20 protein-coding genes are annotated in these 20699 nt (G+C 67.2%); 9 read left to right on the top strand and 11 right to left on the bottom strand.

Going from position 1 to position 20699, the window contains the following annotated elements:
* Window positions 1–61: 61 nt before the first annotated feature.
* On the bottom strand, window positions 62–1285 hold the full coding sequence (locus ACI48D_RS24310; RefSeq protein ID WP_435573816.1) for an acyl-CoA dehydrogenase family protein: 1224 nt from the start codon (window positions 1283–1285) through the stop codon (window positions 62–64).
* A 44-nt stretch (window positions 1286–1329) separates the two neighbouring features.
* A complete protein-coding gene (locus ACI48D_RS24305) occupies window positions 1330–2406 on the bottom strand; it encodes a phosphotransferase (RefSeq protein ID WP_435573815.1) in 1077 nt (358 codons plus the stop codon).
* 218 nt (window positions 2407–2624) lie between these two features.
* Between ACI48D_RS24305 and ACI48D_RS24300 the strand changes: the two genes are divergently transcribed.
* Entirely contained in the window at window positions 2625–3080 is a 456-nt protein-coding gene (locus tag ACI48D_RS24300) for a PaaI family thioesterase (RefSeq protein ID WP_435573814.1), read from the top strand.
* An 11-nt stretch (window positions 3081–3091) separates the two neighbouring features.
* Here the strand turns inward: ACI48D_RS24300 and ACI48D_RS24295 are convergent, their stop codons facing one another.
* Window positions 3092–3910, bottom strand: coding sequence for an IclR family transcriptional regulator (locus ACI48D_RS24295; RefSeq protein ID WP_435573813.1), 819 nt, complete (start codon window positions 3908–3910; stop codon window positions 3092–3094).
* Window positions 3911–4240: 330 nt separating this feature from the next.
* Between ACI48D_RS24295 and ACI48D_RS24290 the strand changes: the two genes are divergently transcribed.
* From ACI48D_RS24290 to ACI48D_RS24260, 7 genes are all read left to right on the top strand, one after another.
* Window positions 4241–5680, top strand: coding sequence for an aldehyde dehydrogenase family protein (locus ACI48D_RS24290; RefSeq protein ID WP_435573812.1), 1440 nt, complete (start codon window positions 4241–4243; stop codon window positions 5678–5680).
* A 24-nt stretch (window positions 5681–5704) separates the two neighbouring features.
* Complete coding sequence (locus tag ACI48D_RS24285; protein ID WP_435573811.1) at window positions 5705–6823, top strand: zinc-binding dehydrogenase; 1119 nt, start codon at window positions 5705–5707, stop codon at window positions 6821–6823.
* 68 nt (window positions 6824–6891) lie between these two features.
* Entirely contained in the window at window positions 6892–7755 is an 864-nt protein-coding gene (locus ACI48D_RS24280; RefSeq protein WP_435573810.1) for a branched-chain amino acid ABC transporter permease, read from the top strand.
* Window positions 7755–8765: a branched-chain amino acid ABC transporter permease gene (locus tag ACI48D_RS24275; RefSeq protein WP_435573809.1), complete on the top strand. Its 1011-nt coding sequence runs from the start codon at window positions 7755–7757 to the stop codon at window positions 8763–8765. Before ACI48D_RS24280 ends, ACI48D_RS24275 begins: the two co-directional genes overlap by 1 nt.
* Window positions 8758–9522, top strand: a complete 765-nt coding sequence (locus tag ACI48D_RS24270; protein ID WP_435573808.1) for an ABC transporter ATP-binding protein — start codon at window positions 8758–8760, stop codon at window positions 9520–9522. Before ACI48D_RS24275 ends, ACI48D_RS24270 begins: the two co-directional genes overlap by 8 nt.
* A complete protein-coding gene (locus ACI48D_RS24265; protein ID WP_435573807.1) occupies window positions 9509–10219 on the top strand; it encodes an ABC transporter ATP-binding protein in 711 nt (236 codons plus the stop codon). The genes ACI48D_RS24270 and ACI48D_RS24265 overlap by 14 nt, the downstream gene beginning before the upstream one ends.
* A 78-nt stretch (window positions 10220–10297) precedes the next feature.
* Window positions 10298–11485 carry an ABC transporter substrate-binding protein gene (locus ACI48D_RS24260; protein WP_435573806.1) on the top strand — a complete coding sequence of 396 codons (1188 nt, stop codon included), beginning with the start codon at window positions 10298–10300 and terminating at the stop codon, window positions 11483–11485.
* Between the two features lie 76 nt (window positions 11486–11561).
* Here the strand turns inward: ACI48D_RS24260 and ACI48D_RS24255 are convergent, their stop codons facing one another.
* The 4 genes from ACI48D_RS24255 to ACI48D_RS24240 all read right to left on the bottom strand — a co-directional run bounded on the left by ACI48D_RS24255 (window position 11562) and on the right by ACI48D_RS24240 (window position 16082).
* Window positions 11562–12716 carry an acyl-CoA dehydrogenase family protein gene (locus ACI48D_RS24255; protein WP_435573805.1) on the bottom strand — a complete coding sequence of 385 codons (1155 nt, stop codon included), beginning with the start codon at window positions 12714–12716 and terminating at the stop codon, window positions 11562–11564.
* A gap of 21 nt (window positions 12717–12737) precedes the next feature.
* Window positions 12738–13922, bottom strand: a complete 1185-nt coding sequence (locus ACI48D_RS24250) for an acyl-CoA dehydrogenase family protein (protein WP_435573804.1) — start codon at window positions 13920–13922, stop codon at window positions 12738–12740.
* Window positions 13923–13943: 21 nt separating this feature from the next.
* Entirely contained in the window at window positions 13944–14708 is a 765-nt protein-coding gene (locus ACI48D_RS24245) for an SDR family NAD(P)-dependent oxidoreductase (protein WP_435573803.1), read from the bottom strand.
* Between the two features lie 123 nt (window positions 14709–14831).
* The gene (locus ACI48D_RS24240) at window positions 14832–16082 is read right to left on the bottom strand and encodes a TetR/AcrR family transcriptional regulator (RefSeq protein WP_435573802.1); all 1251 of its coding nucleotides are present in this window, start codon (window positions 16080–16082) and stop codon (window positions 14832–14834) included.
* Between the two features lie 73 nt (window positions 16083–16155).
* On the opposite strand from ACI48D_RS24240, the gene ACI48D_RS24235 reads away from it, so the two are divergent.
* Window positions 16156–17001 (top strand): SDR family NAD(P)-dependent oxidoreductase, encoded by an 846-nt coding sequence (locus tag ACI48D_RS24235; RefSeq protein WP_435573801.1) that lies wholly within the window; start codon window positions 16156–16158, stop codon window positions 16999–17001.
* A gap of 24 nt (window positions 17002–17025) precedes the next feature.
* Here the strand turns inward: ACI48D_RS24235 and ACI48D_RS24230 are convergent, their stop codons facing one another.
* From ACI48D_RS24230 to ACI48D_RS24215, 4 genes are all read right to left on the bottom strand, one after another.
* On the bottom strand, window positions 17026–17388 hold the full coding sequence (locus tag ACI48D_RS24230; protein ID WP_435573800.1) for a CzcE family metal-binding protein: 363 nt from the start codon (window positions 17386–17388) through the stop codon (window positions 17026–17028).
* Window positions 17389–17505: 117 nt separating this feature from the next.
* Window positions 17506–18705, bottom strand: a complete 1200-nt coding sequence (locus ACI48D_RS24225; protein ID WP_435573799.1) for a CaiB/BaiF CoA transferase family protein — start codon at window positions 18703–18705, stop codon at window positions 17506–17508.
* 46 nt (window positions 18706–18751) lie between these two features.
* A complete protein-coding gene (locus ACI48D_RS24220) occupies window positions 18752–19558 on the bottom strand; it encodes an oxepin-CoA hydrolase, alternative type (protein WP_435573798.1) in 807 nt (268 codons plus the stop codon).
* Window positions 19555–20697: an acyl-CoA dehydrogenase family protein gene (locus tag ACI48D_RS24215; protein WP_435573797.1), complete on the bottom strand. Its 1143-nt coding sequence runs from the start codon at window positions 20695–20697 to the stop codon at window positions 19555–19557. The genes ACI48D_RS24220 and ACI48D_RS24215 overlap by 4 nt, the downstream gene beginning before the upstream one ends.
* Window positions 20698–20699: the final 2 nt, after the last annotated feature.

Raw genomic sequence — 20699 nt, 5'->3', positions numbered from 1 at the left:
CAGAAAGCGAAATGGCGTTCCGACATGAACTGTCTCCTGTTGTGATGGTTGGGTGCGCGAATCAGCGCACCTGGTAGCGGGCCAGCTCCAGCTTTGCGATGGCGTTGCGGTGCACCTCGTCCGGACCGTCGGCCAGGCGCAGCGTGCGTGCGCTCGCGTAGGCGTGAGCCAGGCCGGTGTCCTGGCTCACGCCGGCTCCGCCATGGGCCTGGATCGCCCAGTCGATCACCTTGCACGCCATGTTCGGCGCGATCACCTTGATCATGGCGATCTCCTTGGCCGCCACCTTGTTGCCGACCGTGTCCATCATGTACGCGGCGTTCAGCACCATCAAGCGCGCCTGGTCGATCAGGATGCGCGATTCGGCGATGCGTTCGCGCCAGACGCCCTGGTCGGCGATCCGCTTGCCGAACGCGCTGCGGTCCAGCGTCCGGCGGCACATCAGTTCGAGCGCCACCTCGGCGCGGCCGATCAGGCGCATGCAGTGGTGGATGCGGCCTGGACCGAGGCGTCCCTGCGAGATCTCGAAGCCGCGCCCCTCTCCCAGCAGCAGGTTCCCGAGCGGCACCCGGACCTCCTCGAAGTGGACCTCGGCGTGGCCGTGCGGCGCGTCGTCGTAGCCGAATACCGACAGGTCGCGCACGATCCTGACCCCCTGGGTCTCGACCGGCACCACGATCATCGATTGCTGGCGGTGGCGGTTCGGGTTGTCGGGATCGGTCTTGCCCATGAAGATCAGCACCTTGCAGCGCGGGTCGGAGGCGCCCGAGGTGAACCACTTGCGGCCATTCAGCACGTAGTGATCGCCGTCGCGCACGATGCTGGCCTCGATATTGGTGGCGTCCGACGAGGCCACCTCCGGCTCGGTCATGGCGAAGCCGGACCGGATCTCGCCGGCCAGCAGGGGCTTGAGCCACCTTTCCTGGATCTCGGGGGAGGCGTAGCGCACCAGGGTTTCCATGTTGCCGGTGTCGGGCGCGGAGCAGTTGAAGACCTCCGCGGCGATCGAGACACGCCCCATCAGCTCGCACAGCGGCGCGTATTCGAGGTTCGTGAGTCCGGCGCCCAGCTCGGAGGCGGGCAGGAACAAATTCCACAGGCCGGCCGCGCGCGCCTTGGCCTTCAGGCGCTCGATCGTCCGCGGCACGATGAAGGCGTTGCCGGCCCTGCGCGCGGCATCGACTTCCTGCTTGTACTCCTTCTCGACGGGAATGATCTCGGTGTCGATGAAGTCCTTGACGCGCCGGTGCAAGTCGAGAGCGCGTTCGGAAAATTGGAAAGCCATCGTATCTCCTTCGTTGTTGTCGGGTATGCCCGCCTGATCGCCGCTCAACGGCCGCCGACCTGCTGCGCCATCTGCCACGCCTGCTCGGCCAGCGGGCGGGCGCGGCGGCCGGTGGCGACCGCTTCCAGGCTCGATGCGTTGCCCAGCTCGGCGCGCTTGGCCACGCCCTGCAGGATGCCGACCAGGCGGAACATGTTGAACACCATATAAAATTCCCAGTCGCGCGCCGCGACGCCCTTGCGGCCGGTGCGGCGGCAATAGGCCGCCAGGCAGGCCGCCTCGTCCGGGATGCCGAGCTCGCCGAGCGCCAGGCCCGCCAGTCCACGCGACAGGGGCGGCGCCAGGCGCCAGCTCATGCAGTGGTAAGCAAAGTCGGCCAGCGGATCGCCCAGAGTCGACAGCTCCCAGTCCAGCACCGCCACGATGCGCGGCTCGACAGGATGGAAGATGAGGTTATCGATACGGAAGTCGCCGTGTACGATACGGGTCTCGCCCGCCTGCGGAATATGCTGCGGCAGCCAGTGGATCAGGTTTTCCACCGCCTTGATATGCGCGGTCTCCGAGGCCCGGTACTGGCGGGTCCAGCGCGCCACCTGGCGCTCCAGGTAATTGCCGGCCTTGCCATAATCGTCCAGCCCGAGCGCTCCGTAGTCGACGCCGTGCAAGGCCGCGATTACCCGGTTCATCTCGTCGTACATCGCCGCCCGTTCGCGCGGCGCGAACCCGGGCAGCGCAGGATCCCAGAAGATGCGTCCTTCGACATGCTGCATGATGTAGAACGGGGCGCCGAGCACCGCAGGGTCTTCGCACAAGGCATGGGTGCGCGCGACCGGCACCCCGGTCTCCGCCAGCGCCGACATGATGCGGTATTCGCGCTCGACCGCGTGGGCGGACGGCAGCAGGACGCCGGGCGGTTTGCGGCGCAGCACGTAGCGCCGCCCGCCGGCGCGGACCAGGAAAGTGGGATTCGACTGGCCGCCCTTGAATTGCTCGACCTCCGGGGTACCGTGGAAATCGTCGACGTGGCCGCGCATGAAGGCGGCAAGCCGGTCGACGTCGACAGCGTGGGCGGGATCGACCGGACGTGTGCCGAGTGAGCCTTGGTAGGGATCAGAATTCATGTGCGCCTGCTCCAGCTGGGTCATTAGCATCAAATACCGCACAACGAAACAGAGTTTCGCTCTGAGGTCAGTGTAGCAGCGAGGAAAATTAATGTAAACCTGCTATGTAACAGGTAAATACGGCGCTTCCGGCACATTTGACTTCATCTGATCGATGTTTTACTGTGCGGAACTATATGGAAATTTCCAAAACACTTATCAACGTAGATGGAAGCAAAATGACGATATATGATGATGAGAACCTGGTACCGCCGGGCTTCGAAAAGCTGCAACGGGGCGGTCCTTATGTGGCGGCCATGGGCCCGCTGTATTTCCGCCGCGCCGACGCTGTGGTGGTCATCGCGATGCGGGTCGCGCAGCGCCACACCAATATGCGCGGCATCGCCCATGGCGGCATGCTGGCCAGCCTGGCGGATTCCGCCCTCGGGATCGGCATGACGATCGCATGCGAGGGGCGCCACTCCTTCGTCACGGTCAACCTGAGCACGGACTTCGTCGAGGCGGCCCGGCCCGGCGACTGGATCGAAGCCCATATCGACGTGCAGCGCATCGGTAGCCGCATGGCCTTCGCCAACTGCTACCTGCAAGTGGAGGACAGGCGCATCCTGCGCGCCAGCGGGGTATTTGCGGTGATGGCGCCGCTCAGCCCGGAGCAGCTGGCCGCGGGCTACTGACTACCGCCAGCTCAGGATTCGAGCCGACGGGCGATCTCGACCAGGCGCGGACGCACTTCGTCGAGCAGGAAGGCGGGCGACACGCTCGAGGACGGGCCGCCACAGTTGATCGACATGAGCTGGCTGCCGCCGATCGGCAGGAACCCGACCGCGATCCCGTTGACATCCTTCTGCCAGTCGCCGAACGAGGTTGTGCAGCCATACTGTTGCTGGTCGCCCAGCGCCTTCTCCAGGCCCTGGCGCAGGTTATGGTAGGCCACCTCGTCGAGCTCGAGACAGCGGCTCAGGATATCCTTGCGCTCCTGCTCCGAAGCCCTGACCAGGTAAGCGCGCCCGATCGCCGACGCCGCCAGCGGCATGCGCGAACCGACCTGCAGCGACAGCGACAGCGCCGCCGTGCTGCGGCACACTTCCACGTAGATCATCGACAGGCGATCGCGCACGGCGATCGACACGGTGGTACCGGAAAAATCGGCCAGTTCCTGCATCATTGGACGGGCCAGTTGGCGGATGTCGAGCCGGGACAGCATGGCGCTGCCCAGCCCGAGCGTCGCGGTGCCGAGTCCATACCTGCCGGTATCGTCCTGCACCAGATAGCCCAGGCGGGTCAGCGTGTAGGTGAAGCGCGTGACGGTCGATTTCGGCAAGCTGCAGCGTTCGGCGATCTGCTGGTTGGTCAAGCCTTTGTCGGCCGAGCGGAAACACGAGAGCACCTCGAGTCCGCGTGCCAGCGCAGTAATGAAATAACGGTCCTCCGCATTGCGCAAGGGTTCGGTGTCTTCGTTGTCGCTGGCATCGTGGCCGGTGCCGCTGGTTTCGCTGGATTGCATATGTATCCCTCTGTCAATAATATCCCGGAGATGCGGCAGGACAAACTGCTGGAACGTGGCGCCTGCCATGCGTTCCGCGCTACGGAACAAGCCCCGACCGCCCGATCATGGCAGCCGACTTGGCCTGCCCTTCCCCGCCGCCCAGGGATGCTGCGTATTTGGCCGACAAATCGTTGCCACTCAACTAAAACTATCGTATTCTTTTATCATTCCATTTTACAGCATATTGTTTCGCTAGACAAAACAAACACTTGAAATTGCGGCATGATGACTTGCCCCGCCAGAAAGGGAGCTTCGGCATCCGCACCTCACTGAATACGGAGACAGCACTTGCACGACCACGACAAGTTCTTCATCAACGGTGCATGGGTCGCCGCACTCGGGCGCGGCAGCATCGAGGTCATCCAGGGATCGACCGAGCAGGTGATCGGGCGCATTCCCGCCGGCAGCGAAGCCGATGCCGAAGCGGCGGTGCGCGCGGCGCGCGGCGCCTTCGATGCCTGGAGCACGACCCCGGCCTCGGTACGCGCAGGCTTCCTGGAAAAAATCGCACAAGGGCTGCAGGCGCGCAGCGAAGAGCTGGTGCGCCTCATCGCCATGGAGGTCGGCATGCCCCTCAAACTGGCCGGCATGATTCAGGTCGGCTTGCCGATCGCCAGCTTTGCCGGCTACGCCAAGCTGGCCGAAAAGTTCGAATGGGAGGAAACGGTCGGCCATTCGCGCGTGTTGCGCGAAGCGGTCGGGGTGCTTGCCTGCATCACGCCCTGGAATTACCCACTGCACCAGATCGCGGCCAAGCTCGGCGCTGCGCTGGCGGCCGGCTGCACCGTGGTGCTCAAGCCGTCCGAGGTGGCTCCGCTGAACGCCTTCATACTGGCCGAAGTGATCCAGGAGGCGGGACTGCCGCCCGGCGTATTCAACCTCGTCACCGGTTACGGCCCGGAGATCGGCGAAGCGCTGGTGCGGCATCCGCAAGTGGACATGGTTTCCTTTACCGGCTCGACGCGCGCGGGGCGCCGCATCTCGGAAGTGGCGGCGGCAAGCATCAAGCGGGTTGCTCTCGAACTGGGCGGCAAGTCGGCCTCGGTGATCCTCGACGACGCCGACTTCGCGGCCGCCGTCAAGGGCACGCTGAACGCCTGCTTCCTCAACAGTGGCCAGACCTGCTCGGCCCATACCCGCATGCTGGTGCCGGAATCGCGCTACGGCGAAGCGGCCGGCCTCGCGGCCGACTACGCGAAAAGCTTCACCGTCGGCGACCCGCTGGCAGGAAGCGCACGCCTCGGCCCGCTGGTGTCCAAAGTCCAGCGCGAGCGCGTGCGCGGCTATATCGAGAAAGGCATCGAGGACGGCGCCGAGCTGCTGTGCGGCGGTCCCGAGGCGCCCGCCGGGCTCTCCACCGGCTATTACGTGCAGCCGACCGTGTTCGGCCGCGTCGACCCGGACAGCACCATCGCACAGGAAGAGATCTTCGGGCCGGTGCTGTCCATCATCACCTACCGCGACGAGGACGAGGCCGTGCGGATTGCCAACGGCACGCCGTATGGCCTGGGCGGAGGCGTCTGGGCAGGCAGCGACGAGCGTGCGATCCGGTTTGCGCGCCGGCTGCGCACCGGCCAGGTCGACATCAACGGCGGCACCTTCAATGGCCGCGCACCGTTCGGCGGCTACAAGCAGTCCGGCAATGGCCGCGAGATGGGCCGTTACGGGATGGAAGAATTCCTCGAATACAAATCGCTGCAGTTGAAGCCGGCGCCGGCGGCGGCCTGAGCTTCGCATGCCAAAGGAACAGCCATGAATGAAACGAAATACCAGCGCGCCCGCGCGGTCCTGTGCCGCACCGTCGGCCAGCCGGTGGTGGTCGAGGAGATCGACGTCGAGTTGCCGCGCCGCGGCGAAGTGATGATCAAGATGGCGGCGTGCGGGGTCTGCCACAGCGACCTGTCGGCCACCAACGGCACCATCCCGATGCCGGCGCCACTGGTGCTCGGGCACGAGGGCTCCGGCGTGATCGTCGCGGTCGGCGAAGGCGTGAGCGAATACGCGCCGGGCGACCATGTGCTCAGCTCCTTCGTCAGCATGTGCGGGCATTGCCGCTACTGCCAGACCGGCCGCCCGCAGCTGTGCGACCAGGCGGCAAAGGCGGCGATCTCGCTGCCGGACGGCAGCGTCCGTACGCGCGATCTGGCCGGCCGGCCGCTGAACATCTTTTCCGGCTGCGGCGTGATGGCCGAATACGCGACCCTGCATGTCGATAACGTGGTCAAGATCGGCGCCGACGTCGCGCTCGACCGCGCCTGCCTGATCGGCTGCGGCGTGATGACCGGCGTCGGCGCGGCGATGAATACCGCCAGGGTCGAGCCGGGATCGATCGCGGTGGTGTTTGGCTGCGGCGGCGTCGGCCTGAACGCCATCCAGGGCTGCCGCATCGCCGGCGCGGCAATGATCGTCGCGGTCGACCTCTCGGACGCCAAGCTGGAGCTGGCGCGCGGCTTCGGCGCCACGCACGTGATGAACAGCGCCACGCCCGACCTGGTCAAGGCCCTGCGCAAGCTGACCGGCGGCGGCGCCGACTACGCCTTCGAATGCGTCGGCAGGGGCGAGATCGTGGCCCAGGCCTACGGCGTGCTGGCCAAGGGCGGCAAGGCGGTGGTGGTGGGCGTGGCCGCGCCCAAGGACACGACCACCGTCCGCACCGCCAGCCTGACTTTCGAGGAAAAGACCTTGACCGGCAGCTACTTCGGCTCGGCCCGGCCGCGCCAGGACTTCCCGCGCCTGCTCGCCCTGTACCGCGAAAAGCGCCTGAAGCTGGACGAACTCATCACCCGGCGCTACCGCATCGAGGAGGCTCCGCAAGCCTTTGCCGACCTGGCCGAAGGACGCAACGCCCGGGGGGTCATCGTGTTCGACTAGCGCCCCAGCGGCATGGCAGCATGCCGGCAGCATCCAAACGCACTACCAATACAATAACGGAGACAGTTTTGGAGCTATTCCTACAGCAGGTCCTGAACGGACTCACCCTGGGCGGCGTCTACTGCCTGGTCGCACTCGGCCTGACCCTGGTGTACGGCATCCTGCACGTGCCGAACTTCGCCCACGGCGCCTTCTACATGGCGGGCGCCTACGTCGCCTTCTTCCTGGTCACCCGGCTGGGCTTCAATTACTGGCTGGCGATGGCCGGCGCCGCGCTGGCGGTGGCCGTCATCTCGGTGCTGTCCGAGCGCCTGGTGTTCCATCCGCTGCGCAAGGCCCCCTACCTGCACCACATGATCGCCTCGATCGGCATCCTGCTGTTCCTGGAGGCCGGCGTGCAGGCGCTGTGGGGCGCCGACTTCCACCGCATGGACACGCCCTACAACCAGATCCTGTCCTTCGGCGACATTATCCTGCCGGCGCAGCGGCTCCTGATCATCGGCGCCGCCTTCCTGCTGGTGCTGCTGCTGCAGTTGTTCCTCAAGAAGACCGTCACCGGCGCCACCATCGTCGCGATGGCGCAGAACCGCGAGGGCGCGGCGCTGGTCGGCATCGACGCCAACCGGGTGGCGATGCTGACCTTCGCCATCGCCGGGGCGCTGGCCGGCATGGCGGCGGTGCTGTACGCGCCGATCAACCTGATCTACAGCTCGATGGGCCACCTGGTCATCACCAAGGCCTTCGTCATCATCGTGCTGGGCGGGATGGGCAGCGTGCCGGGCGCCATCGTCGGCGGCCTGATCATCGGCTTTGCCGAATCCTTCGGCGCCTTTTATATCTCGACCGACTACAAGGACATCATCGCCTTCGCGCTGCTGGTGCTGATCCTGTCGTTGCGGCCGGAAGGCCTGTTCCGGAAAGGGGCGCACTGATGAACCGCTACGAAAAACTTGGCTGGAGCGCCCTGCTGCTGCTGGCCCTGGCCTTCCCCTTCATGGCCGGCAACGACTACCACCTGACCGTGATGTCGACCGCCTATATCTACGCGATCGCCACCGTCGGCCTGAACCTGATCACCGGCTACACCGGCCAGTTCAACCTGGCCCACAGCGGCTTCATGGCGGTAGGCGCCTACACGGTCGGGATCCTGACGGTCGACTACCACATGCCCTTCTGGGCGGCGTTCGCGCTGTCGGGCTTCGTGGCGGCGGCGATCGGATTTTTCGTCGGCATCGTCTCGCTGCGCCTGAAGACCCACTTCTTTTCGATCTTCACGCTGTGCGTCGGCTACATCATGTTCCTGCTGATCGAGAAATGGGAAAGCCTGACCCACGGCACGGTCGGCATCGTCGGCATTCCGGCGCCGGAACCGATCGCAGGGCTCGACTTTTCGGCGCCGCGCGCCCAGTACTACCTGGTGCTGTTGTTCCTTGTCCTGAGCCTGTGGATCATGCACCGCATCGTGCGCTCGCTGCTCGGGCGTACCTTCGTGGCGATTCGCAACGGCGACGACCTGGCGCAGGCGCTGGGCATCAACCTGATGCGCAACAAGCTGCTGGCCTTCATGCTGTCGGTGTTCTTCGCCGGGATGGCGGGCGGCCTGTACGCCGGCTACGTGCGCTTCCTCGGCCCCGGCATCGCCAGCGTCGACCAGACCTTCGACATGACGATGTACATGCTGGTGGGCGGGATCGGCACGCTGGCCGGCCCCCTGCTCGGCGCCATTGCCGTGCCCTGGTTGACCCAGTACCTGCAATTCCTGCAGGACTACCGCTTCATCGTGTTCGGCCCGCTGCTGGTGCTGCTGGTGATCTTCCTGCCGCAAGGCGTCGTCGGCGCGTGGCTGGCGCGGCGCGGCCGCAAGGCGGCACAGCGCGAGATGGCGCTGAAAACGCCACAGGAGACGGCCGCCGTGGCCGGAAAAGGAACCCGCCATGCTTGAGATCACTTCCCTGACCAGGCATTTCGGGGGCCTCGTCGCAGTAGACGGCGTCAGCGTGCGCTTCGAGCGCGGGACCATCAACGCCATCATCGGCCCGAACGGCGCCGGCAAGACCACGTTCTTCAACCTGGTCAGCGGCGCCCTGCGCCCCAGTTCCGGCAACATCGTGTTCGACGGCCGCGACGTGACCGGTCTGCGCGCCGACCAGGTGGCGCGGCTCGGGATGGCCCGCACCTTCCAGAGCACGACCCTGTTCGACAACGCCAGCGTGCTCGACAACCTGATCGTGGGACACCGCCTGCGCACCCGCGCCAACCTGCTCGACGTGCTGCTGGGTACCCGCCGCCTCAGGGACGAGGAGCGGGCCTCGCGCGCGAAGGCGCGCGAGGCGCTCGACTTCGTCGGCCTCTCGCACCTCGAATCCTGCCTGGCCGGCGACATCTCGCAGGAAGAGCGCAAGCGCGTCGCCTTCGCACTGGCGCTGGCCACCGACCCGGCCCTCCTGCTGCTGGACGAGCCGGCCGGCGGCGTGAATCCGGAGGAAACCGAGGGGCTCGCCGATCTGATCCGCAAGATGAAACGCAGCGGCCTGACGGTGTGCCTGATCGAGCACAAGATGGACATGATCATGAGCCTGGCCGACAAGATCCTGGTGCTGAACCACGGCGAAAAGATCGCCGAGGGCACGCCCGCCGAGGTACGTGCCAACCCGGTCGTGATCGAAGCCTACCTGGGGAGCGAACATGCTGAAGCTTGACAAGGTCGCGCTCTCGTACGGCAGCTTCCGTGCGCTGCACGGCATCGACATCCATGCCGACGAAGGGGAGCTGGTGGTGCTGCTCGGTTCGAACGGCGCGGGCAAGAGCTCGATCTTCCTGGCCATGAGCGGCCTGCAGCGGGCCGCGGCCGGCAGCAGCATCCGCTTCCAGGGGCGCGAGCTGGTGGGGCGCAAGCCCTCGCAGATCGTGGCCGACGGCCTGGTGCACTGCCCGGAAGGGCGCAAGCTGTTTCCGGGGATGTCGGTGCTGAAGAACCTGACCCTGGGCGCCTACGTGCACCGGCGCGATGCGAAAGGCACCCAGCGCAGCCTCGACGAGGTGTTCGCCCTGTTCCCGATCCTGCACGAGAAGAAGGACAGTCCGGCCGGGTCGCTGTCCGGCGGCCAGCAGCAGATGGTGGCGATCGGGCGCGCGCTGATGGGCCGGCCGAAGGCGCTGCTGCTGGACGAGCCCTCGCTCGGCCTGGCGCCGCTGGTGGTCAAGCAGATGTTCGAGATCATCGCCCGCATCAACAAGGCCGGCACCACGGTGCTGCTGGCCGAACAGAACGCCTATGCGGCGCTGAATATCGCTAGTCGCGCCTACGTCATCGAGCAGGGCCGCATCGTGCTCGAAGGCGGTCGCGACGAACTGCTCGGCAACGAGCAGGTGCGCAAGGCGTATATCGGTGCCTAGCATCGCGGCGCCCGGCAACGAGGCGCCCCGTTTCACCCCAAGGTTTCACACAACGACCAGTAAACACCAGGAGACAGCATGAACCGTTCGACCCGCACCACCCGGCCTTTCCGCCTGCCCCTGCTGGCCGCCGCCACCGCGCTCGCCTTCGCCAGCGCCGGCGTCCATGCCCAGGACACCATCAAGATCGGCTTTTCCGGTCCGCTGAGCGGCGGCGCCGCGCTGTACGGCAAGAACGTCCTGAGCGGGATGCAGATGGCCGCCGCCGAGATCAACGCCAAGCCGCTCGAGATCGGCGGCAAGCGCTACAAGGTCGAGATCGTCGCCCTGGACGACAAGTACAATCCGAGCGAGACCGGCATCAACGTGCAGCGCCTGGTGCAGCAGTACCAGACTGCGACGGTGCTGGTGCCGCACTCGGGCGGCGTGTTCGCGACCCAGGCCTTCAATGAAAAATCCAAGGTGCTGCTGCTGGCCTATACCAGCCTGCCGCAAGTGACCGAGCGCGGCAACAAGCTGACGGTCCGTATCCCGCCCGACTACACTACCTACATCCCTTCCTTCATCAAGACCGTGATGGCCAGGTACGGCAAGAACGTGGCCATGGCACAGGGCGACCACGACTACGGCAAGGCCTGGTCGGCCTCCTTCAAGCCGGCCTGGGAAGCCGCGGGCGGCAAGGTGGTCGCCGAAAACCCGATGTCGTACAACAAGGCCGCGGACTTCTACAGCGGCGTGAGCCGCGTGACCCAGGCCAAGCCGGACGTGCTGTTCATCGGCGGCGCTTCCGAGCCGACCGGGCTGGTGGCCAAGCAGGCGCGCGAACTGGGCTTCAAGGGCGGCTTCATCGTGCTCGACCAGGCCAAGCTCGACGAGATGGCCAAGGTCACCGGCGGCTATGCCGCGCTGGAAGGCGCGGTCGGCGTGATGCCGGTCTCCGGTGACGAGCGCCCCGAAGCGGTCGCCTTCACGGCGCGCTTTCACAAGCTCAATCCGGGCAAGGACCCGAGCAGCGAAATCAGCCTGAACTATTCGGCGGTGCACGCCGCCGTCGCCGCCATGAAGCTGGCCGGCACGACCACCGACGCCGTCGCCATCCGCGCCCAGATGGACAAGGCCTTCCGCACGCTGCCGAAGGAATACAATCCGAACGACATCGAAGGCCTCGACAGCAAGGGCGGCACGATCGCCAATACCATCGTCGCGACGGTCGAGAACGGCAAATTGAAGGGGCAGTTCCTGCGCGCCAAGAACGCGGCCCAGTAAGCGCCAAGCCGGGCGCGGCACCCAACAACCCGCCATCGACGGCGGGTTGTTGGGTGCTCCGGCAGCAGTCGCCGCTTCAGTACCCGCTCAGGCGCGCCCAGCGATCGGCGTGAAAGCGTGCATCGCCCAGCAGTTCCTCCGCCACCCGCGCCCGCTTCATGAAGAAGCCGACCTCGAATTCATCGGTCATGCCGATCCCGCCATGCATCTGCACGCCCTCCTGCGCCGCGCGGGTGGCGCCGGCGCCGGCGCGCGCCTTGGCTGCGGAGACCAGCGCCGCCGCGCCGGCCGCATCCGCCGGGTCGCGGTCGAGCGCCTGCTGGGCCGCCAGCACCAGCGCGCGCGTGACCTCGATCTCGCAATAGAGCTCGGCGGCGCGGTGCTGCAGCGCCTGGAACTCGCCGATGATGCGGCCGAACTGGCGGCGCTCCTTCAGGTAGCCTTGGGTGCGCTCGAAGACCTCGTCGGCCATCCCCAGCAGTTCGGCGGCGAGCGCGGCGCGGCCGACATCGAGCAGGCCGTCGAGGATCGGCCAGCCGCCGCCCGGCGTGCCGATCACCGCATCCGCTTCGACCCGCACGTCCTCGAACACGAGGCGGGCAGCGTTGTGGGCATCGACCGTCACGGTGCGTTCGCGCCCTAGCCCCTGGGCCTTGGCGTCGACCAGGAACAGGGTGATGCCGTCAAGGCTGTCCTCGTCCTGGCCGCTGCGTGCCGCCACGACCAGGGTATCGGCCACGTGGCCGTCGACCACGAAGGCCTTGGCGCCGTTCAGCCGGTAGCCGTCGCCGTCGCGGCGCGCGCGCATGCGCTGGCGCTGGCGCTGCGGCCGGTGGCGCGCGCCTTCGTCGACCGCCAGTGCAATGAGCTGCTCGCCGCGCGCGAGCGGCGGCAAGTAGCGCGCCTTGTGGGCCTCGCTGCCATGCCGCGCCAGCAGCGTGGCGCCGAGCACTGCGCTCGACAGGAAGGGAACCGCGCACAGGGTGCGCCCGATCGCTTCCATGATCGCGCCCGCTTCGGTCTGGCCGAGACCCAGTCCGCCGTAGGCTTCCGGGACCAGCACCCCGGTAAAGCCCATGTCGGCGAAAGCGCGCCACAGCGTGCGCGAATAACCGTTGCCGTCCCGGCTGTCGCGCAGTGCGCGCAGTTGCGCCACCGGCGCCTTCTCTTGGAGGAACTGCAGCGCACTGTCGCGCAGCATCTGCTGTTCCTGGTTCAGTACGAGTGTCATGCTTCGCTCCCAGTCAGTAGATCATGCGCCCGGCAAGCCGAGGATGCGCTTGGCGATCACGTTCAGCTGGACCTCGCTGGTGCCGCCCTCGATCGAATTGGCTTTGCTGCGCAGCCAGGTGCGCGCCAGCTCACCCTCGCGGCTGCGCTCGCCCTCCCATTCCAGGCCGTCGCTGCCGCTGGAGGCCATCAGCAATTCGTAGCGGCGCTTGTTCAATTCCGCGCCGTAGTACTTGAGCACCGAGGAAAACGCCGGGTGCACCCTGCCCTGGCGCGCCAGCTCGCCGGTGCGCTCGAGCGTCAGGCGAAACGCCAGTTCGTCGATCTCGAAGCGTGCGATGTCGCCGCGCAGCACCGGTTCGTCCAGCTTGCCCGCCTGGTCCAGGCCCAGCGCGGCGGCGGCGAAGCTGCCGAGCGCGGGGGGACTGGCGCGTTCCCCCATCGCCCCGATCATGTCGCGCTCGTGCGTGAGCAGGTACTTGGCGATCGTCCAGCCGCCATGCAGTTCGCCCACCAGGTTCGATTTCTCGACCCGCACATCGTCGAAGAAGGTTTCGCAGAACGGCGACCTGCCCGAGATGAGGGTAATCGGCCGGGTCGACACGCCCGGCGTCTCCATGTCGAACAGGACAAAGCTGATGCCCTTGTGCTTGCTGGCCTCGGGATCGGTGCGCACCAGGCAGAAGATCCAGTCGGCCTTGTCGGCGTAGGAAGTCCACACCTTCTGGCCGTTCACGATGAAGTGGTCGCCATGGTCGTCGGCGCGGGTCCGCAGCGAAGCCAGGTCCGATCCCGCATCCGGTTCGGAATACCCCTGGCACCAGCGGATCTCGCCGCGCGCGATCGGCGGCAGGTGGCGGCGCTTCTGTTCCTCGCTGCCGTACTTCAGCAGGGCCGGGCCCAGCATCCAGATGCCGAAGCTTTGCAGCGGCGCGCGGCAGCCCAGCGCCTGCATTTCCTCACGCAGCACCTTGGCCTGCGCGCGCGACAATCCACCGCCGCCGTATTCGGCCGGCCACTCCGGAACGGTCCAGCCTTTCGCCCCCATCCGCTCGAGCCATACGCGCTGCGCCTCCGACTGGAAACGCAGCTTGCGCCCGCCCCAGCAGATGTCGTCGTCGCCGGACGGCGCGCTGCGCATCGCGGACGGACAATTCTGTTCGAGCCAGGCGCGCGTCTCCTGGCGAAATGCGTGCAGCTGGTCCATGCATTCGTCCATGGCGCGCCCTCAGATCGTCACGCCGCCATCGACCACGATGGTCTGGCCGGTGACGAAACTGCCGGCCTGCGAGGCCAGGAACACGGCGGTGCCGGCGATCTCGTCGGGTTCGCCGATGCGGCGCAGCGGCGCCATCGTGTTCACCTGCTTCAGGCGCTCGGGATCCTCCCACAGCGCACGCGCGAAATCGGTCTTGATCAGGCCGGGCGCGATGCAGTTCACGCGCACGTTGTGCGGGCCGTATTCGACTGCGAGGTTGCGCGCCAGCTGCATGTCGGCCGCCTTCGAGACGTTGTAGGCGCCGATCACCGGCGATCCGCGCAGGCCGCCGATCGAGGAGACGATGACGATGGCACCGTCGCGCCGCTCGACCATCTGCGGCACCACCATCTGGATCAGCCAGTGGTTGGCGATCACGTTGTTGTCGAGGATCTTGCGGAACTGCTCGTCCTCGATGCCGGACATCGGGCCGTAGTAGGGATTCGACGCGGCGTTGCAGACCAGGATGTCGATCTTCCCGAAAGCCCGGTTGGCGGCCTCGATCAGCTGGCGCAGCTCTTCCTTCGACGAGATATTCGCCGGCACGGCGATCGCCGTTCCTTCGCCATGCGCCGCGTTGATCCCGGCCGCCACTTCCTCGCAGGCCTGCGCCTTGCGCGAGGAGATCACTACCCTGGCTCCCTGCTCTGCCATCCGCAGGGCAATCGCCCGGCCGATACCGCGCGAGGAACCGGTGATGACGGCGACCTTGCCGCCGAGGTCGAACAATGACATCGCTATCTCCTTTTGTCCGCGCGTCCTGTCACCGGCACAGCGCGGCGCAGGACATACGCTAGTTTCTAAAATGGGAAATCGAACAGCCAGTCCCTGACTTATAGCGCGCCGGAGCACGGCTGGTCAATAGCCGTCTTGCGAAAATTTCGGGAGCCCGGCGGCGGGCAGCAAGCCGGTGAACAGGGGCTGCACGAACAGCTCGATCGCATTGTCCGCATTGATGTCCAGGACCCAGCGGTCGAGCAGGACCGCCGCATTGACCATATCGGCGACGAGGGCGCCGGCGAGAGCCTGGTCCAGCGGGCGAATCGAGCCGTCCTGCATGCCGTCGACCAGCAGGCTGACGAAGCGCTGGTCGAGCTGGGCGGCGGTGATCAGCTTGGCGTCGCGCAAGGCATCCGGCAGCTCGCTCCAGGCCGAGGTGCGCAGCAGCGGCCCCTGCGGCGAAAAGTGATACCGCACCAGCGCGCACGCCAAGGCGCACAGCTTGTCCCAGCCGGAGCCGGGGCCGGCCAGGGCGATCGCCTGCAGTTGGCGCACCGCCGTGAACTTCCGTTCGAAGCAGGCGGAGATCAGCTCCTCCTTGCCCGACAGGTGATGGTAGAACGCGCCCTTGGTGACGTTCAGGCGCGCCGAGATGCGCTCGACCGACGCGCCGCGGTAGCCCTGCTCGTTGATCAGGGCCGTTGCCGCGCGCAGGAAGGCGTCTTGCGGGCTGTCGGGCGGCACGCCGGGCAAGGCCGGCGGCGCCGGGATATTCCACGCGGAGCGGCTCGATCCGATACCGTGGATCAGGATATCGCTCATGCGTCCCGCCATGCGTCCGGCGTCCTCCGGAGCGTAGCGCGTACTCCAGGACATGGCGCCAAGGGCCAGGGTCAGCAGCAGGTGGGTACGGGCGTTGAGCGGGACGCGGCCCGCGCCTTGCGCGCTGCCGAGCAGGCGGCGGCAGCGGCGGAACAGCTCCACATAGGCGGCGAAGACCACCTCGGCATGCGGGTCGCCCAGCACGTGTACATCGCGAAAGCCCATGACCTCGCCGGCCTGTCCCAGGCGGGTGCGCGCCAGGCGCTCCAGGAACAGCGCGGTGAAGGCACGCACCCGCGCCTCGGCCCCCGCTGCCTCGAGCGCGCTGGCGATGATGCCGTTCACGGTGTCGATCGAACGCAGCAGGGAGGCGACGACCAGGTCTTCCTTCTTCCTGTAGTAGTAGGTGATGCTGTTGGTGCTGAGTCCTACCTCGGCGGCGACATCGGACAGGGTCACGCCCTTCACGCCGCGCGCGTTGAACAGCCGCGCGGCCGCGTCCAGGATCGCTTCGCGCTTCCTGGCGTAGCGCTGCGTCATCCGGCTGGCATCAACGGGCTGGTCCATGGACGAAAATTATACTCCGGCCTATGCTAGTATTTCCCCGGACGACATACCGAAACCACGAAAAGGAAAAACGATGATCAGTTTCGCAGGAAAAGTCGCACTGGTGACCGGCGCCGGCGGCGGCCTTGGACGCGCTTATGCGCTCGAGCTGGCGCGGCGCGGTGCGCGGGTCGTGGTGAATGACCTGGGCGGCGCGGTCGACGGCAGCGGCGCGGGCTCGGCGGCGCAATCGGTGGTGGCGGAGATCCGCGCCCAGGGCTTCGATGCGATCGCCAACGACGCCAGCGTCACCGACCGCGGCGCCGTGGCGGCGATGGCGGCACAGGCGATGGACGCGTACGGCCGCATCGATATCCTGATCAACAACGCCGGCATCCTGCGCGACAAGAGCTTCCAGAAGATGGAGCTGGACGACGCCCAGGCCGTGATCGATGTGCACCTGATGGGCGCCTTCAACTGCACCAAGGCGGTGTGGCCGATCATGGCCGCGCAGGAATATGGGCGCATCGTGATGACGACCTCGCCTTCCGGCCTGTACGGCAACTTCGGCCAGGCCAACTATGGCGCCGCCAAGATGGGGCTGGCCGGCCTGATGAATACCCTCAGGCTCGAGGGCGAGCGGCGCAACATCCGGGTCAACAGCATTTCGCCGGTGGCGGCGACGCGCATGACCGCCGGCCTGCTGCCGCAGGAGCAGTTGAGCGGACTCGGTCCCGAGAAAGTCGCGGCCGGCGTGATCTACCTGTGCAGCGAAGGCGCGCCGAACGGCGTCATCCTGCAGGCTGCCGGCGGGCGCTTCAGCGTCGCGGCGGTGATGGAAAGTCCCTGGGTCGAGCTGGGCATGGACGCCAGCGCCGACGACGTCGCCGCGCAGTGGGAGCGCATCAGCGATCTGTCGGGCGCGCGCACGCGCGCCTGAACCCGCAGGAAGCCGGCGCGCCCGCTAGTGTGCCGGGATGCGCCAGTCCGCGCCGATGCTGTAATACGGATCGGGATCGACGTACACCGGCAGTGCGCGGCCGAGCAGGCCGGGCGGCGCCACCCGGTTCAGGTCGAACACCGCCACGGTCGGGCCAACGCTGAAGTTCCAGGCGAATTCGCGGCCGTCGACGACGAAGCGCACGGTGTCGCCGCTGGTGACGTTGACCCAGCGCGTGGCCGGGGTGATGGCAACGGTCTGGGTGGCGGCGGAAGGCGGCGCCGCCATGCCGAGCAGGTCGGCCCGCGGCGCGGCGGAGGCCGGCGTGCTGCAGGCCGTCAACGTCGCAAGGGTAGCGGCTGTTGCCGCCAATGACAGGATATTCATCGCGCCCTCCTCGAAAACAGGCGAATGGCGCCGGGGAGGCATCCCCGGGTCACGCGTGGAACCTAATCATTGTAGGCGATTTTTCCGCGCCCGGTGCCGCACGACTTCGCCTGTCGTTCAGAGTACGCCGCGCTCCTTCAGCAGTGCCAGCCTGTCCTCGGACAGCCCCAGCAGATCCCGCAGCACTTCGCCGGTGCCTTCGCCCAGCGCCGGCGGTGCGCTGCGCACGGGCAGCCGTTCGCCGTCGAAACGGTAGGGAGAAGCCAACACCTTGACGCTGCCCACCTCCGCATGCGGCATCGTCTTGACCAGGCCGCCGTCGCTGGCGCGGCGCGAGGTCAGCGCTTCGTGCAGGCCCGCGACTTCGCCGCAAGGAATGCCGGCCGCAGTCATGCGCTCGAGCAGGTCGGCGCGCTTGCGGCACGCCAGTTCACGCCGGATCTCGGGCATCAGCGCGTCGCGGTGCACGGTGCGCGTGATATTGGTCTTGAAACGCTCGTCATGGGCGAGGTCGGGACGGTCGATCACGTCGGTACAGAAGCGCAGGTACTGGCTGTTGTTGCCGACCGCGACCACCAGCGGGCCGTCCGCCGCCTCGTACACGCCATATGGCATGATCGACGGATGGCCGTTGCCGAAGCGCGGCGGGTCGTTGCCGCGCAGTAGGGCTTCGAGGCCATAATACGCCGTGATCATCAGGCCGCAATCGAACAGCGCCATGCCGACATGCCGGCCCTTGCCGGTCTTTTCGCGCTGGTACAGGGCAGCCAGCACGCCCTGGGCCGCATACATGCCGGTCATCATGTCGACCGCGGCGACGCCGAACTTGAGCGGCGGCTGGGTCGGCTCGCCGTTCAGGGCCATCAGCCCGGTTTCGCCCTGGATCACCAGGTCATAGCCGGGACGGGCCGCTTCCGGCCCGGTGCGGTCGTAGCCGGTGATCGAGCAATAGATCAGCCCGGGCTGGTCGCGGCTCATGTCCTCGTAGCCGAGGCCGAGCTTCTCGATATCGCCGAACTTGAAGTTCTGGATCACGACATCGCTCTTCTTCACCAGTTCGCGGGCGAGTTCCTGCCCTTCCGGCGTCTTCAGGTCCAGGCACACCGAGCGTTTGTTGCGGTTGACGCTGTTGAAGTACGCGGTTTCGGTGGAACCGATGCGCATGCCCCAGTCGCGCGTGTCGTCGCCCCGTTCGGGGTGCTCGACCTTGATCACTTCGGCGCCGAGGTCGCCGAGCACCATCGCACACCATGGTCCGGCCAGCACGCGCGACAGGTCCAGCACCCGCACCCCAGCCAAAGGCAAAGCAGTATTCATCGTCAAAATCGTCTCCGGTTCGAGCAGGCGCGCAGCGCCTGGCAAGCTATTCTTGTGGTGACGCCGCACGCAATGCGGCAAAATCCGGCGCGCGTTTATCGAAAAACGCGGCGATCCCTTCGGCGGCCTCCGGGTCGCCCTGCGATTCCGCCATCAGGCGCGCTTCCAGGTCGAGCTGGTCGTCGAGGCTGGCGCCATGGGCCTGGTCGCACAAGCGCTTGATGCGCGCCATCGCAGCCGACGGCCCGCCGGCAAAGGCCGCCGCCAGCGCCAGCGCCGTGTCGAGCGCCTGTCCCGGCGCGGCCAGCCGGTTGACCGCACCCAGCGCATGCAGGCGCTCGGCCGTGATGCGCTCCCCGCTCAGGCACAGCTCCGTCATCACTTGGCGCGACATGCATTGCGCCAGGAAGGCGGTGGCGCCGCCATCCGGCGTCAGGCCCACTTTCACGTAGGCCATCGAGAACAACGCGTCGCGCGCGGCTACTAGCATATCGCATGCCAGCGCCAGCGACATCCCGGCGCCGGCCGCGCCGCCTTCGACCGCCGCGATCACCGGCTTGGGGCAATCGCGGATCGCGCGCACCAGCCCGTGCAGCCGTTCGATCCTGGCGCGCCGCTCATCGAGCGGCAACGCATGGCGCGTGGCCAGCTGGCGCAGGTCGCCGCCGGAGCAGAAGAAGCCGCCGTCGCCGACCAGCACGATGGCGCCGACCGCCGGGTCGCGCGCCGCCTCCTCCAGCGCCGCCGGCAATTCGTCGTACAGCCGCGGCGTGATCGCATTGCGTGCCGCGGGATTGCTGTTGACCAGGATGCGCACGGCGCCCGCGCTGCGCACCTGCAGTGCGCCGCTCATGCCGCGCGCTGCCGGCCGAGGGCGATATAGCGCTCCAGGTGATGGTCCTCATCGCCGAGCTGGTGATCGATCATCACCAGGCGCTTGGCGTAGTGCGCCAGCGGCAGCTCCCAGGTCATGCCGATGCCGCCATGCAGCTGGATGCATTCTTCGGCCACCTTGGTGCCGATGCGGCCAATGCTCATCTTGGCGGCGGACAGCGCACGCTCGCGCGGGATGCGGTCCAGGTCCAGCGCCGCGGCGGCGTTGATCACCGCCGAGCGCGCCTGCTCGATCTCGAGCAGCAGGTCGGCCATGCGATGCTGCAGCGCCTGGAAGCTGCCGATCGGCGCGCCGAACTGCTTGCGGGTGCGGAGGTAGTCGAGCGTGGCCTCCTTGGCCGCTTCCATCGCGCCGAGAGACTCCGCGCATAGCGCCAGCACGCCGCGCCCCGTGGCGCGCTCCAGCACGGCAAAGCCGCCCCCTTCCACGCCCAGCAGCGCGCCGGCGTCGAGCTTGACGTCGGTGAAGCGCAGCTCGGCCACGCGGCCGCCGTCGATGGTCGGGGTGCCGCGCACGTCCAGTCCCTCGGCGTCGTGGGGTACCAGGAACAGCGAGATCCCGGCCTCGTCGTCGATGGCGCCCGCGGTGCGCGCCGAGACCACGAACAGGCCGGCCGCTTCGCCCTGAACCACCACCGATTTGGTGCCGTTGACGATCCAGCCGTCGCCGCTGCGCGTGGCCTGGGTCCGCACGCGCGCCGGCTCGTAGTGCGTCTCCGGCTCGTCATGCGCGAAGCCGGCGATCAGGCTGCCGTCCGCGATGTCGGCGAGCCGCGCCTTCTGGGCGCCGCTGCCGGCGGCGGCGATGGCCTCGGCGGCCAGCACCGCACTGCCGAGGAAGGGCTCGATCACCAGGCCGCGGCCGAGGGCCTCGAAGACCACGGCGATATCGAAGCCCGAGCCGCCGAAGCCGCCGTCCTCCTCGCGCAGCAGGGCGCCGATCACGCCCAGCTCGGCGAACTGCGCCCACATCTCGCTGGAATATCCCTGGCTGGACGCGGCGATGCGGTCGCGCGTCTCGAAGCCGTACTGTTCGGCGATAAAGCGGTTCAGGCTGTCCGCCAGCATGCGCCGTTCTTCAGTGTGTTCGAAGTTCATGT

The organism is Massilia sp. LXY-6, assembly GCF_051233485.1.
In the GTDB taxonomy this organism is placed as follows: Bacteria; Pseudomonadota; Gammaproteobacteria; order Burkholderiales; family Burkholderiaceae_D; genus Telluria.
The sequence above is the reverse complement of the archived record's forward strand: the minus strand, read 5'-3'. Positions and strand labels throughout refer to the sequence as shown.